Below are 15,067 nucleotides of genomic sequence, written 5' to 3'. Positions count from 1 at the left end.
TTGATGAATATCAAAGTGTGACACTGCTCGTTTTCTTTATGCTGTTCTGACCAAGAGATCTCAAAATGTTCAAATAAGCAACAGTGTGACTAATAAATCCCTTATCAGTATTTGATATAAAAAATGAAATTTTAGAATTTCAGGTAATATATATACGCAGCCATAATGCATTGAGTTAAATCGAAGGAACGTATTATGGCAAGTAAGGAAAAGGTGTCTCAGTTTCCATTGAAGCATCAGCGAGTAAAGCAAGATAACGGTCAAATCTCCTCTCACTTTGGCGGAGCAAGTCAATTGGGGTATGGCGAGGTTGCACTTGTCGGGGCAGGACCGGGTGATGCTGAATTGCTCACGATTAAAGCATTGCGCTTTATTCAGCAAGCAGATGTTGTCCTGTATGACTATCTAGTCTCTGAAGATATTTTGGACTTGATTCCAAGTGATACGATTTTAGTTTGCGTTGGAAAGCGTGCGGGTCACCATAGTGTTCCTCAAGAAAAAACCAATCAACTATTAGTCGACTTTGCTAAACAAGGACACCGAGTTGTTCGTATTAAAGGTGGCGATCCATTTGTTTTTGGTCGTGGTGGTGAAGAATTAGAAGTATTGGCAGATCACGGTGTGCCATTTCAAGTTATCCCCGGAATCACCGCAGCCGCAGGTGCAACCGCCTATGCCGGTATCCCATTGACCCATCGAGACTGTGCTCAGTCAGCCATGTTTATTACCGGACATCTAAAAGCAGAAAGCGATACGATGGATTGGTCGACGTTAGCTCGTGGTAATCAGACCTTAGTTATTTATATGGGTTTGATGAAATCAGAATATATCCAGCAACAACTCATCAAACATGGTCGCCAAGCCAACACCCCGATTGCCATCATAGAGCGTGGCACTCAAACATCTCAACAAGTATTCAAAGGACAGCTTTCTCAACTGGCTGCACTAGCGAAAAATGCACAATCACCATCACTCATTGTTGTGGGTGAAGTTGTCTCTCTTTCAGAAAAATTACAGTGGTTTAATCAATCATCTTCCTCCCAAGGACAAGTTTTGAAATCACAGCGGCACTATGCCTAGAAAAATATGCCTAGAAACAATATGCCTAGAAACACCATACAGAGAGAAAAATAATTTAAGTTCAGTCAAATGCTCGAAAGGAGCAGGAAAGGAAGCACCAACATGGACCAAGAACGTTTAACCCATCTTAAGCAGCTTGAAGCTGAAAGCATTCACATTATTCGTGAAGTCGCTGCTGAGTTTGATAATCCGGTAATGATGTACTCGATAGGTAAAGATTCATCGGTAATGTTGCATCTTGCAAGGAAAGCATTTTATCCCGGGAAGATACCATTCCCATTGCTACACGTTGACACTGATTGGAAATTTAAACAGATGATCGACTTTCGCGATAAAACAGCGGAAAAGTATGGCTTTGAGCTTTTGGTACATAAGAACCCAGAAGGTATCGCTATGGGGTGTAGCCCATTTGAACATGGTTCATCAAAGCATACGGATATCATGAAAACTCAAGGGCTTAAACAAGCTCTGAATAAATACGGTTTTGATGCAGCTTTTGGTGGGGCTCGCCGTGACGAAGAGAAATCTCGCGCTAAAGAGCGGGTCTATTCGTTCCGTGATAAAAACCACACGTGGGACCCGAAAAACCAACGCCCAGAATTATGGAAAACATATAACGGTCAGATCAATAAAGGCGAGAGCATTCGTGTATTCCCATTATCGAACTGGACTGAATTGGATATCTGGCAATACATCTATCTTGAAAATATTGAAATTGTCCCTCTGTATTTAGCAGAAGTTCGTCCAGTGGTTGAACGTGATGGCATGTTGATCATGGTTGATGATGACCGTATGAAGCTACTACCAGGTGAAGTGATCGAAGAAAAAAGTGTTCGTTTTCGAACATTAGGTTGCTACCCACTGACAGGGGCAATTGAGTCTGAAGCGAATACCTTAACCGGGATTATTGAAGAGATGTTAGTGGCAACCTCAAGTGAACGACAAGGACGAGCGATCGACCACGATCAATCAGGATCGATGGAGCTTAAGAAGCGTCAGGGCTATTTCTAATTAGGATCTAAGGAAAGAACATGAACAGTGTAGTAGAAGCGCAACTAGCGGAACTGGGTATTGAAGGCTACCTAACACAACACCAATATAAATCATTACTTAGATTTCTAACATGTGGCTCAGTTGATGACGGTAAGAGTACTTTGATTGGCCGCTTGCTCCATGATTCAAAGCAAATTTATGAAGATCAATTGGCTGCGGTTCATTCTGATAGCCAGCGCGTTGGTACTACGGGTGAACGTCCAGATCTTGCGTTGCTAGTTGATGGCCTACAAGCAGAGCGTGAACAAGGGATTACGATTGATGTCGCTTACCGCTATTTCTCAACTCAAAAGCGTAAGTTCATCATCTCCGATACACCGGGACACGAGCAATATACGCGCAATATGGCGACAGGTGCATCAACCTGTGATCTCGCTGTGATCTTGATTGACGCACGCAAGGGCGTATTAGATCAAACTCGTCGTCATTCGTTCATTGCGAATCTGCTGGGGATTAAACACTTTGTGGTCGCGATCAACAAAATGGATTTAGTGGATTATTCACAAGATCGATTTGAGACAATTCGAGATGAGTATCTTGAGTTTTCTAAAAATCTACGTGGTGAAACCGATATTCAGATCATCCCACTGTCAGCTCTTGAGGGAGATAACGTGGTTGAGCCAAGTGCACATATGAGTTGGTTTGAAGGCCCATCATTACTGGAAATTTTAGAAAACGTCGATATCGATCAAGATAAAGGTACTGGAGATTTCCGTTTTCCAATCCAATACGTTAACCGACCAAACCTCGATTTCCGTGGCTTTGCCGGCACGATTGCCTCGGGTAGTGTTAGCGTGGGTGATAGTGTGCAATCCTTACCGTCAGGTAAAAGTTCAAAAGTAGCCCGAATTGTAACGTTTGATGGTGATTTGCCTACGGCGTATTCAGGGCAAGCGGTTACTTTAACGCTAGAAGATGAAATCGATATCAGCCGTGGTGATTTATTGGTGCTTAGTGATGCGGATGTGACGTCCAGTAACCACTTGCTTGCCGATGTCGTGTGGATGACAGAGCAACCGCTGCAGCCTGGGCGAGAATATGACATTAAGATCGCGGGAAAGAAAACCGTGGGACGTGTTGAAGCTATCCGTCACCAATATGATATCAACAACTTGTCGTCACACAGTGCGGCAGAATTGCCATTGAATGGCATCGGTTTATGTGAGTGGAGTTTAACGGAATCAGTAGCACTAGATAAGTATACAGACACGCAAGATACCGGAGGTTTTGTGGTGATTGACCGCTTAACTAATGTGACTGTTGGTGCTGGTTTAGTACGTGAAAGCCTCAATAAGATAGAGCATAAAATCGGTGATATTTCTGCTTTTGAAGTAGAGCTAAATGCTTTGATTCGTAAGCACTTCCCGCATTGGGAAGCGAAAGATCTTTCTCAATTTTTGAAGTAGTCCTACGGGGTGTTTCGATAGAGAAAATCGAATTAAAGCTGAGTACAGCACAATAGGCTGTTCGAGAGTTGGGATGAAGTAAGGACGCGGTATGTGGCAACAAGGATTTGTGCTGGCTATCTTACTTGGCATTGTCATATGCCTTGTAGCCACCCGTATTAAGCCGAGTTTTATTTTTGCCGGCGCGGCGTTTGTCGCATTTATGGTTGGAATAATAGAACTTAAAGAAGTGGCAACGAATTTCACTAACTCATCATTGCTGACTTTAGTGTTGTTAATTCTGGCGTCGAGCGCGTTAGAGAAAACCTTATTGATTAGTTGGGTCAGCCGCAGTTTATCAACTGGTCGTCTTGGTTCGGTGGTTGCGAAAATGGGCATATCTACCGCTCTGCTTTCTTCGTTTACCAACAATACTGCAGTGGTTGTTTCCCTCATAGGAGCAATCAAGCGTAATCAGCAACACGCTCCCTCCAAATTATTGATACCGCTTTCTTATGCGGCGATATTAGGGGGGACGCTGACCTTGATCGGCACTTCAACCAACTTGATCATTAATAGCTTTGTTGAAGATGCAGGTTTACCGAGTTTGGGATTCTTTACTCCGACAATGATCGGTCTATCAGTATTATTCGGCGGTTTATTGATACTGATCCCTCTTAGTTATCTTTTACCGAATTACGACGATCAATCTCAGGATGATTTACCGTATTTTCTTGAAGCCAGAGTCGAGGCGGGATCGCCTTTAGTTGGACGCAGTATCACTGAGAATAATTTACGAGCTTTACGGAAGTTATTCTTAGCAGAAGTTATTCGGAGTGGGAAAACTATGCCGTCGGTCGACCCCGAATTCATTCTGCATGCTAATGACCGACTCTTGTTTTGTGGTGACATTGAAAGTGTAGCCACTTTACAAGAAATTCAAGGCTTAACACTATTTGGCCAACATCACCTTAACGGGCAGGGTTTTATTGAAGTTGTCGTTAGTTCATCGGCGAGTTTTTGTAATAGAACGCTTAAAACCAGCCATTTCCGAGACCGTTTTGATGCTGTCGTAGTCGCTATTCGTCGTGGCCATGAACGCTTAGAGGGAGGATTGGGTAATATTACCCTTAATGCCGGTGACACTCTGGTGTTGGTACCGGGAAAGCGTTTTGATTCCGAACGGAGAGCTCACCGTAAAGAGTTCGTATTGGTTAATGATCTTGATTCGAGTGCTCGGTTAGATTTTCAAAAGTCAGCCATGGTGTTAGTTGGGTTTAGTTCAGTGATTGCCCTAGCCTTATTGGAGTGGGTTCCACTTATTAAGGGCTTAGCCATATTTTTGTTAGCTACTTTATTTCTTGGCATTGTGCAATTAAGCGAGTTACGTCGCCGTTTTCCCATTGATATTGTCGTCATTGTTGGTTCGGCATTGTCTATTGCCCAGTTAATGCTTTCATCTGGCTTATCGATCAAGCTTGGGCAGTTGTTTATTGAAACATTTAATGGCTGGGGAGTATTTGGTGCACTGGTGGCGACTTACTTATTGACATTAATTTTGACTGAGTTAGTAACAAATAATGCCGCTGCAGCACTGGCTTTCCCTATTGGTTATAGCATGGCGCTAGGCTATGGCGTTGATCCAATGCCGTTCATTATGGCCGTGTTATTTGGCGCGAGTGCCAGTTTTATTTCGCCTTACGGCTATCAAACTAACTTGCTGGTTTATAGCGTAGGGAACTACAAGTTAACCGACTATGTACGAGTGGGGATCCCTATATCCATTGTTTATTCAGTCCTAGTACTGACGCTGATTCCCCTGTTTTTCCCTTATTAAAGGATTTAACTGATGACAACAGAAGCCAACATTAAAGATGAAAATATCGTTTGGCACCAACATACCGTTGATAAAGTATTCCGTGCCAAGATAAAACAACAAAGACCAGCCGTACTTTGGTTTACTGGTTTGTCGGGAGCCGGAAAATCGACGATTGCCGGCGCCCTCGAAAATCAATTGGCAGAGCTTGGATATCATACTTACCTACTTGATGGCGATAATGTACGCCATGGTTTATGTAATGATTTAGGTTTTTCAGATCAAGACCGTCGAGAGAATATTCGTCGTATTGGTGAACTGGCCAAATTGATGGCTGATGCGGGGCTTATTGTATTGTCCGCATTTATTTCACCTCATCGTGCAGAGCGTCAGTTAGTGCGAGATTTATTGCCTGAGGGAGAGTTTCTCGAAGTGTATGTTAATGCATCTCTAGATGTGTGCGAGCAGCGAGACCCTAAAGGGTTGTACAAAAAAGCGCGTGCAGGGCAAATCTCTAATTTCACAGGGATTGATTCTGATTACGAAGCGCCACTCGCGCCTGAAGTGGATTTACCCGCTGGAGAGTTACCGATTGAAGCGCTGGTAGAGCAGTGTATTCGAGTTCTACAGCAAAAAGGCATCATTAATACGTGATAAGGCAGTAGAAGAAGTTCAGCTTCAATTGCTTTTGGTTACCCATGATCTAAAAGCTATCAAAAAGACGCTAACTGAGCGTAGGGTTATCTATGATCCAAAAGCTATTTAACCGGTACAGCTAGCTCGTATAAGTCAGAAAAAACGAAAAAAGCTTCCATTGTGGAAGCTTTTAAACCATGTGAAGCGAGGTGAAATATTTATTCGAAACAGATTTCGATAAATGCATTACCCCATTGCGAAGTGAATGGCATGATGATGATTGAGCCGTCGCATTTGTGACGAATAGTATGGCCTTTGCCTGAGACGACAACCGGTGTAGCCAAATCAAAGTCGAACCCACTATCGGCTAGAATTCGTTTTGCTCCACCTGTTACCATGTTGGTTATTTCACCAACCATGTCAGTGACTTCTTCATTAAGACCATTTGGGCGTTCACCCAACATGTTTTCCATAATCTCTAAAGCTAAGCTTTCATCAAACGTGATCGACATAGAACCGCGACTTTGCGGGCCAACCATCCCAATTAAACCTGAAACGTCACCGCGAGCGATTTCATCTTTTTTTACACGAGGTTTCAGTGGCTTCAATTCCAACGAAGCCATCGTTTTTAATACATTCATTAATGATGCTAAAAACGGGTTTACAAATTCAGCGCGCATAATCTTCTTCTATATCTTATTTTGTTATCTCAGATGTGCATGACTGACAAACACCATGTGATTCAATGACATGGTTGGTAATGTTAAAACCATGCTTTTCAGCATTGTCAGCCAATAGTGCTACCAAACTATCATCTTGAAGTTCAATAACATTACTGCACTTATCGCAAATCAGTAGATGGGAGTAGTGCTTATGTGCATTACATGAGCAACATTGGATGAAGCTATTCGTCGATTCAACTCTATGGATGAATCCTTGCTCCAATAAAAAGTCCAATGCACGATATACCGTAGGTGGCTTCGCTTGAGGTTCTGTGGCTTTTAACTGTTCTAAAAGTTCATAAGCACTAGATGCTTTTAGACTCGCACATATTAATTCAAACACTCTTTTCCGCTGAGGCGTTAAACGAACGCCTCGGGCTGCACATATCTCTTCAATCTGCTTAACTAGCTGTTGGTCCAAATTTATCACCATAACGATTGGACGTGGTTTATCATATATCACTTAAGTATGAATATCGTTTAGCATTCACTAATTTGTGATACGCCTTTCAAGGTGCCTAAATATTTAGCCTTTAGAGACGGATATCCCCCTACTTATAAGGCTTATAACTTACCTTATCTGTCACCAAAACGATACAGGCTCATTATCCTAGGCATCGCAAAAGAGAGGACGCTGATATTGGGTCTATATACCAACGGCTTTTTCTCGTTTGAAGCAAAGATATTTGGGCTGTATAATCTTCGACCCAATTTCGCACAAGAACGTTATGTTCGTGTGTTTTTATCATTTCGATGCTTCTTTAGAGCATTGGTACCAAATCGGATCAAATAGAGAAAAGTTGTCGAATTGAGAACTTTACTATTTCGGTATTGATTGATTAAGGCTGTATTGTATGTACCCATCATCTCGTTTTTCTATTGCCCCAATGCTCGATTGGACAGATCGCCACTGTCGTTACTTTCATCGTTTAATGACGAGTGAAACATTGCTGTACACAGAAATGATCACCACGGGTGCAATTATTCACGGAAAAGGTGACTTTTTAGCATACAACGAAGAAGAGCATCCAGTTGCCCTTCAGTTAGGGGGATCAAACCCTCAAGATTTAGCAACATGCGCCAAGCTAGCTCAAGAGCGTGGATATGATCAAATTAACTTGAACGTTGGTTGCCCATCAGATCGCGTTCAAAATGGTCGTTTTGGTGCATGCTTGATGGCTGAGCCTCAGCTGGTGGCTGAGTGTGTTTCAGCAATGAAATCTGTGGTTGATGTTCCTGTCACGGTAAAAACTCGAATTGGTATCGATGATTTTGATTCGTACGAGTTTTTAACTGATTTTGTCAGCATTATCTCTGAACAAGCGGGCTGTGAAGATTTTACTATCCATGCTCGTAAAGCATGGCTATCAGGTTTAAGTCCGAAAGAAAATCGCGAAATTCCACCACTAGATTACCCGCGCGCATACCAACTTAAAAAAGATTTCCCTCATCTGAATATCTCGGTCAATGGTGGTGTTAAAACGTTAGAAGAAACGATTGAACATCTAAAGCACCTCGATGGAGTGATGGTAGGACGTGAGGCCTATCAAAATCCATATATTTTGGCTGAAGTAGACCAGCTGATTTATGGTCTAGATAAACCAGTGAAAAAGCGAACTCAAATCGTTGAAGAGATGTATCCATACATTGAACGTCAACTTTCTAATGGTGCTTACCTAGGTCATATGACTCGTCATATGCTAGGTCTATTCCAAAATATGCCAGGCGCACGTCAATGGCGTCGCCATATTAGTGAAAATGCCCATAAACCGGGTTCTGGTATTGAAGTAGTTGAAGCGGCATTAGCTAAAATCCCGAAAGAATTGAATGTGTAAAATTAACCACCACTAGGTGGTTAATTTAGCTAACATTTTCAATGAATAGGTCTACATACAGGTAGGCCTATTTTTTTATCTAATAAATTCATTGTCTTATGTTTTTTATCGAGTTGGCCTACTTCCTGCAACGTTGAAAGGTAAATAAAGGAGAATAATGATGTTTGAACTGATTTTTATCTTGGTTTTTGTTGCAACATTGCTAGTGACGGGCATAACCATGCTGAGTGTGTTTTTAGCTACAGGGTTTGCTTTTGCCATTATGTTATTACTAGGCATGGTTGGTGCGGTAATAAAGCTAATTCCATGGTTAATTGTAATTGCGATAGGAATTTGGTTTTTTAAAAATTACGTGCATGGTCATCGATAACTACCGTGCAATTGACAACAGATACTGCGCTTGAATGTGATACTATTAGTAAGTGATTACGTTATTGAGTTCAGGAGCTTAAAGTAGATGAGCAAATCAGCACCAGCAATTTTGTCAATGGCTGTTATGTCTTTGTGGACAAGTTCGGCAACAGCACAGTCTTCATTTGGCGGTGAAGTTGGTACCGATATGTGGTTTGGCAGCACTAAAATTGATGAAGTTCGCCGTGATAAACCAAACACACCCGTCGTTTATGCTGCTCTAGAGCATGATCTACCTTATCTTCCGAATGCGAGTATCCGATATACATCCGTTGATGCTGATTTCAGCGGATTTGATAAGTACGACTTTACCTTTTATTACAAGGTACTTGAACGTGAACTCATGACATTTGATGCGGGTATTACGTTAACCAACTACAGTAATAGCCATTATCGAACTAAAGATGCGGCATCAGCTCGTTATAGTTTCGATGAAACAACATTTAATTGGTACGCATACGGTGAGTTGTATGTACCTAATACTAACTTTGATATTTTCGGCCAATTTGATTTTGGTAGTTCAAAAGGTATCAAAAGTGCCGATGTTATTGCTGGAGTGCAGTACCTAATTAAATTGGATAATAGTCACGTCGCTTTACGTGGTGGTTATCGAGTCATTGATTTAGAGTTTACAGATCTTGGTCCTCAAACTGAAGATTCAACATCTCCATTAGTTTTTGTTGATGGCTGGTTTATTGGCGCTGAGTACAATTTCTGATTGTGAATATGGTTTTTTAGAACGTCGCTCTATATAGCGGCGTTTTTTTATATCTATTTTTTATATTCAAGCGATTAATTAAGCAGTTTATGTGCTTTCCACCATGCTTAAAGAGGAACCTTTTACCTTTTCTTTTAGAGAAAGGACTTTCATGACGATTAATGAACTAAGAAATTTGTACCGTGAAAACCAACTGGTGGAAGCAATAATCGAACCTTCTGTACAGGAAGGGAGTTGGATCGTGGAATTCCGTCATGCAAGAGGTGGCCTTGTATTATTAACGGATGCACATGGAGAAGAATGCCACTATATGGATTTAGATCTTGCTTCACGCTCCGCAATGGCTGTCGGGTTTCAGCAAGTTAGGGTGGAAGCTAAGCAAGTTCTTTAACGATAAGATCGGCATTCCTTTAATTCAAAAAGTTATAAAACATTCACTTCTATTCTTTCTTGTTATTAAAAAGAGTGGTTAATCTATAATCACGCAATGAACAGGGATGTCGAGACAATGTCTTTAAATGAGAAAGGGTCGGTGAATAAGAATGTGGCCTCTCAAGGAAACACACCAGAGCTACCATCGATAGCAAGCCCGCTGAATGATCAGCAACTTAACCAATTACAACAAACGGTAACGGATCTTTCCTCTCAGCAATTAGCTTGGGTAAGTGGTTATTTCTGGGGATTAGCACAAAACCAACCTACAGCATCATCGACTCCGATGAATCAAACGGCTGTTGCTATTGCCGCAAAACCTGCGGGTAAGCTTTCCATTATCTATGCTTCGCAAACGGGTAACGCTAAAGGTGTCGCAGAAGCTCTAGAGCAAGAAGCGAAAGCACAAGGTATTGCGGTTGAGCTTTTCGATGCCGGTGACTACAAAGGTAAAAACTTAGCTAAAGAAACACATGTCATTATTGTTGCCTCAACTAATGGGGAGGGGGAAGCTCCTGATAATGCCATCGAATTGCATGAGTTTCTCCAATCAAAAAAAGCCCCTAAATTACCTAACCTGCAATTTGGTGTGATTGGTTTAGGCGATTCAAGCTATGAATTTTTCTGCCAGACAGGTAAAGACTTTGCAGAGTATTTATCGAAGTTGGGAGCCACACCATTTATCGACAGAATAGATTGTGATGTTGACTATGAAGCAGATGCTCAAAAGTGGAGAGTAAAAGCGCTCGATACAGTAAAAGATGCGCTTTCTTCTGGTTCAGAAGCAGAGATCGTTCAGCTCCCAGTAGGAGCGGCGGCAGTTGGCCACTCTCCTTATAGTAGGCAGAAACCCTATACCGCGACATTATTAACGAACCAGAAGATCACCGGTCGTGATTCTGGAAAAGATGTTCGCCATATTGAGATTGATTTAGAAGACTCAGGTATTTCTTATCAACCCGGTGATGCATTAGGGGTGTGGTATGAGAATAGTGGTGATTTAGCAAATGCTATTTTGTCGAAGGTTGGTCTTTCAGGCGTTGAAAGTATCGATGTTGACGGGGAAAGTCTCTCTATCCACAGCGCATTAGTATCGAAATATGAAATCACCTCAGCAAATCTTCAGTTAGTGACTAAATTCGCCGAATTATCGGGAAGTAAGAAATTATTGAAGCTGGTGGAAGACAAAGACAAGCTACGTCAATACGCCAGTAATACGCAAGTTATCGATGTTTTAGCTGAGAAGAAAACCAAGCTTAGTGCTGAAGAGTTGCTTGGTTTATTACGCCGATTGACGCCTCGTCTTTACTCGATTGCTTCAGCACAATCAGAAGTGGATGAAGAAGTTCATCTGACTGTCGCTCTTGTTGAATACCAACAAGGTGAGGACTCTCGTTTTGGTGGTGCATCAAGCTACCTTTCTCGCCGCTTAGAAGAGGGGGAGGAAGTTAAAGTCTTTATCGAGAACAATAACAACTTCAAGCTACCTCAAGATGATAATACCCCTGTAATCATGATTGGCCCAGGTACTGGCATCGCACCATTTCGTAGCTTTGTTCAAGAGCGTGATAATCGGGATGCAAAAGGGAAAAACTGGATTTTCTTTGGGGATAGAACGTTCACTCAAGACTTTCTCTACCAAGTCGAATGGCAAAAATATCTTAAGTCGGGAGTACTTACCCAGTTGGATGTCGCTTTTAGTCGAGATCAACATGAGAAAGTGTATGTACAGCACCGAATTTTAGAGCAGGCGGCAACAGTTTGGGAGTGGATTGAACAAGGCGCTCATCTATACATTTGTGGAGACGCAAATAGAATGGCAAAAGATGTTCACGAAGCGTTGATTGAAGTTGTTGAGCAGCAAGGAAAAATGTCACGAGATGATGCGGAAGAGTTTGTCAGTGGTTTACGTAAAGAAAAACGTTATCAAAGGGATGTGTACTAATGAGCGGGAAAAACAACCAAGTTGTATTAGGTGAAGAGTTGGGGCCATTATCAGATAACGAAAGGCTTAAAGATAACAGTAACTTTTTACGTGGAACCATAGAAGAAGATCTCCAGGACCGTATTACCGGTGGATTTACCGCTGATAACTTTCAGTTGATTCGATTTCACGGGATGTACCAACAAGATGATCGTGATATTCGTACTGAACGAGTAAAGCAGAAGTTGGAACCGCTACATAATGTTATGTTGCGAGCTCGTATGCCCGGTGGTGTGATTTCGCCAAAACAATGGCTGGCGATTGATAAGTTTGCGGCAGACCATTCGCTTTATGGCAGCATTCGGTTGACGACTCGTCAAACGTTTCAGTTTCATGGTGTTCTAAAACCGAATATCAAATTGATGCACCAAACTCTTAATAGTATTGGTATTGATTCCATTGCAACTGCGGGGGATGTAAACCGAAATGTATTATGTACAACAAACCCAGTTGAATCGGAATTACATCAAGAAGCTTATGAGTGGGCAAAAAAAATTAGTGAACATCTATTACCCAAGACAAAAGCTTACGCAGAAATTTGGTTAGATGGAGAGAAAGTTGAAACCACCGATGATGATGAACCTATTCTAGGCAAACACTATTTGCCGCGTAAGTTCAAAACAACAGTAGTGATCCCACCACAAAATGATGTGGATGTGCATGCCAATGATTTGAATTTTATTGCTATTGCTCAAGACGGAAAGTTGGTGGGCTTTAATGTATTAGTGGGTGGTGGCCTCGCGATGACTCATGGTGATACATCGACTTATCCTCGACGTGCTGATGACCTTGGTTTCATCCCATTAGACAAAACTCTTGATGTCGCAGCGGCAGTCGTGACGACTCAGCGTGATTGGGGAAATCGTTCAAACCGAAAAAACGCTAAAACTAAATATACATTAGACCGTGTTGGTACTGATGTGTTTAAAGCTGAAGTAGAAAAACGAGCGGGTATCGACTTTGCGAAGAGTCGCCCATATGAATTCACTGAACGCGGTGATCGTATTGGATGGGTTGAGGGGATTGATGGTAAGTACCACCTTGCTCTATTTATAGAGAATGGACGTATTCTTGATTTTCCTGGAAAACCGCTAAAAACAGGTATGGCTGAGATTGCAAAGGTTCATAAAGGCGATTTCCGTATGACGGCAAACCAGAATGTGATTGTGGCAGGTGTAGCTAAGAATCAAAAAGCCAAAATAGAAAAAATTGCGCGCGAGCATGGTCTAATGGACGATGCGGTTAGTGAACAGCGTAAAAATTCAATGGCATGTGTAGCATTTCCGACTTGTCCTCTCGCGATGGCTGAGGCCGAAAGATTTCTCCCACAATTTGTTACCGATGTAGAGAGTATTCTGGCTAAACATGGTTTACCTCAGGAAGAGAACATAATTTTGCGTGTAACTGGTTGTCCTAATGGTTGTGGCCGGGCGATGTTAGCTGAAATTGGATTAGTTGGGAAAGCGCCTGGTCGGTACAACCTACATTTAGGAGGTAATCGTGCAGGTACTCGCATTCCAAAAATGTATAAAGAGAACATCACCGATATACAGGTTTTACAAGAGATCGATCAACTGGTGGAACGATGGGCAAAAGAACGTAATTCAAATGAGGGCTTTGGTGATTTCACAATACGAGTTGGAATTATAGAAGAAGTGTTCGTATCGAAGAGGGACTTCTATGCTTGATTTGACGGCACAGCAAATTGATTTAAAGCAGCTACTGTCTGTGACCAAAACAGAACAGATCCTACAACTCTCTTCTATTAACCACCAGTTAGAGCAGATGAATGCTCAACAAAGAGTTAAATGGGCGATAGACAATCTCGGGGGAGTACATGCGGTCTCATCAAGTTTTGGTATTCAAGCAGCATTAATGCTGCACTTAGTGACACAGGCTAAAGCGGACATCCCAGTTATCTTGACGGATACGGGCTATTTGTTTCCAGAAACGTATCTATTTATAGAGCAACTAACAAAGAAGTTGAATCTTAATCTAAAAGTATATCGTGCTCAGCAAAGTCCAGTGTGGCAAGAGGCTATCTATGGAAAATTGTGGGAGCAGGGAGTTGAGGGTATAGAGAAGTATAATAAATTGAACAAAGTCGAACCGATGCGTCGCGCACTGGATGAATTGCAGGTTGAAACTTGGTTTTCAGGTCTACGTAGGGAGCAATCTCAATCGCGTTCGAATTTACCCATTCTTTCTATACAAAATGGTGTGTTTAAGTTCTTACCTGTAATTGACTGGAGTAATAGTGATGTACATAGTTACTTAGACTTGCATGGATTAACTTACCATCCTTTAAAAGAAGAGGGCTATCTTTCAATCGGAGATACTCACACGACTAAAAAGTGGGAACTCGGGATGAAAGAAGAAGAAACGCGATTCTTTGGTTTGAAGAGAGAGTGCGGTCTCCATGAAGATGATGCTGAGGAGAATGGATCGGGTATTTAGTCCCAGGGTTAAAGTAAAAAAGCTGCGTCTAGCAGCTTTTTTTTATGGTTTGGATATGCCAATGTGGATAACTTTGTGGATAGCGTGTTAGCCGCCTTGGGGTAAAGTTGAATAAATAAGGCTTTGGTGATAAAAAGCACGCATAAGTGGTATTTTTGCAATATTTGCAAATTAACACTTGCCAATGTGATGGTGTTCTCTATAATGCACCCCTGTCAACGAGGCAAGGCCCCATAAGGGTTTGAGCTGAATTGGCAAGGTCATAAAGAAAAGCAAAAGATAATTTGGTTTTACTTTTTAAAAGTAAAATAAAAACAAAAATCGTTTGACACGACGAATTATCTAGCTAGAATGGCCGCCTCTTCCGAAGTGATGTGAATCACAAAGAAGAAAGCTCTTTAACAATATAAACCTATCAATCTGTGTGGGCACTCGTTGATGATAATCCAATAAGTTTTTGCTTAGGCAAAGACTGTTTCTTCGGAAACAAATTGGGTTCAATGAACTGAGTGACCAAATTTGATAACACTTTCTTTAT

General features: G+C 41.8%; 14 protein-coding genes. 12 read left to right on the top strand and 2 right to left on the bottom strand.

The features are described from left to right. The first annotated feature begins 195 nt into the window (after positions 1-195). The 5 genes from cobA to cysC all read left to right on the top strand — a co-directional run bounded on the left by cobA (position 196) and on the right by cysC (position 5,988). Entirely contained in the window at positions 196-1,080 is an 885-nt protein-coding gene (gene cobA, locus DZ860_RS07545; protein ID WP_120030329.1) for a uroporphyrinogen-III C-methyltransferase, read from the top strand. A gap of 69 nt (positions 1,081-1,149) precedes the next feature. Beyond that, the gene (gene cysD / locus DZ860_RS07540) at positions 1,150-2,091 is read left to right on the top strand and encodes a sulfate adenylyltransferase subunit CysD (protein WP_120030328.1); all 942 of its coding nucleotides are present in this window, start codon (positions 1,150-1,152) and stop codon (positions 2,089-2,091) included. Positions 2,092-2,111: 20 nt separating this feature from the next. Next, on the top strand, positions 2,112-3,539 hold the full coding sequence (gene cysN / locus DZ860_RS07535; protein WP_120030327.1) for a sulfate adenylyltransferase subunit CysN: 1,428 nt from the start codon (positions 2,112-2,114) through the stop codon (positions 3,537-3,539). Positions 3,540-3,630: 91 nt separating this feature from the next. Further along, positions 3,631-5,355 carry an SLC13 family permease gene (locus tag DZ860_RS07530; RefSeq protein WP_120030326.1) on the top strand — a complete coding sequence of 575 codons (1,725 nt, stop codon included), beginning with the start codon at positions 3,631-3,633 and terminating at the stop codon, positions 5,353-5,355. Between the two features lie 12 nt (positions 5,356-5,367). After that, on the top strand, positions 5,368-5,988 hold the full coding sequence (gene cysC, locus DZ860_RS07525; protein ID WP_120030325.1) for an adenylyl-sulfate kinase: 621 nt from the start codon (positions 5,368-5,370) through the stop codon (positions 5,986-5,988). 200 nt (positions 5,989-6,188) lie between these two features. On the opposite strand, the gene DZ860_RS07520 is transcribed toward cysC, so the two are convergent. Next, on the bottom strand, positions 6,189-6,650 hold the full coding sequence (locus tag DZ860_RS07520; RefSeq protein ID WP_120030324.1) for a chemotaxis protein CheX: 462 nt from the start codon (positions 6,648-6,650) through the stop codon (positions 6,189-6,191). A gap of 16 nt (positions 6,651-6,666) precedes the next feature. Further along, positions 6,667-7,131, bottom strand: coding sequence for a zinc uptake transcriptional repressor Zur (zur, locus tag DZ860_RS07515; RefSeq protein WP_120030525.1), 465 nt, complete (start codon positions 7,129-7,131; stop codon positions 6,667-6,669). Between the two features lie 415 nt (positions 7,132-7,546). On the opposite strand from zur, the gene dusA reads away from it, so the two are divergent. The 7 genes from dusA (at position 7,547) to DZ860_RS07480 (ending at position 14,529) form a co-directional block, all read left to right on the top strand. Further along, positions 7,547-8,527, top strand: coding sequence for a tRNA dihydrouridine(20/20a) synthase DusA (gene dusA / locus DZ860_RS07510; protein ID WP_120030323.1), 981 nt, complete (start codon positions 7,547-7,549; stop codon positions 8,525-8,527). A 160-nt stretch (positions 8,528-8,687) separates the two neighbouring features. Next, a complete protein-coding gene (pspG, locus tag DZ860_RS07505; protein WP_120030322.1) occupies positions 8,688-8,897 on the top strand; it encodes an envelope stress response protein PspG in 210 nt (69 codons plus the stop codon). 87 nt (positions 8,898-8,984) lie between these two features. After that, positions 8,985-9,656, top strand: a complete 672-nt coding sequence (locus tag DZ860_RS07500; protein ID WP_120030321.1) for a TIGR04219 family outer membrane beta-barrel protein — start codon at positions 8,985-8,987, stop codon at positions 9,654-9,656. A 151-nt stretch (positions 9,657-9,807) separates the two neighbouring features. Continuing rightward, positions 9,808-10,047: a hypothetical protein gene (locus DZ860_RS07495; protein ID WP_120030524.1), complete on the top strand. Its 240-nt coding sequence runs from the start codon at positions 9,808-9,810 to the stop codon at positions 10,045-10,047. Positions 10,048-10,143: 96 nt separating this feature from the next. Continuing rightward, on the top strand, positions 10,144-12,033 hold the full coding sequence (locus DZ860_RS07490) for an assimilatory sulfite reductase (NADPH) flavoprotein subunit (protein WP_120030320.1): 1,890 nt from the start codon (positions 10,144-10,146) through the stop codon (positions 12,031-12,033). Then, positions 12,033-13,760 (top strand): assimilatory sulfite reductase (NADPH) hemoprotein subunit, encoded by a 1,728-nt coding sequence (cysI, locus tag DZ860_RS07485; protein WP_120030319.1) that lies wholly within the window; start codon positions 12,033-12,035, stop codon positions 13,758-13,760. The genes DZ860_RS07490 and cysI overlap by 1 nt, the downstream gene beginning before the upstream one ends. After that, on the top strand, positions 13,753-14,529 hold the full coding sequence (locus tag DZ860_RS07480; protein WP_120030318.1) for a phosphoadenylyl-sulfate reductase: 777 nt from the start codon (positions 13,753-13,755) through the stop codon (positions 14,527-14,529). Before cysI ends, DZ860_RS07480 begins: the two co-directional genes overlap by 8 nt. Positions 14,530-15,067: the final 538 nt, after the last annotated feature.

It is taken from the genome of Vibrio sinensis (assembly GCF_003605645.1).
Lineage (GTDB): Bacteria > Pseudomonadota > Gammaproteobacteria > Enterobacterales > Vibrionaceae > Vibrio > Vibrio sinensis.
Note: the sequence above shows the minus strand (reverse complement) of the source record. Positions and strands in the feature narration are given on the sequence as shown.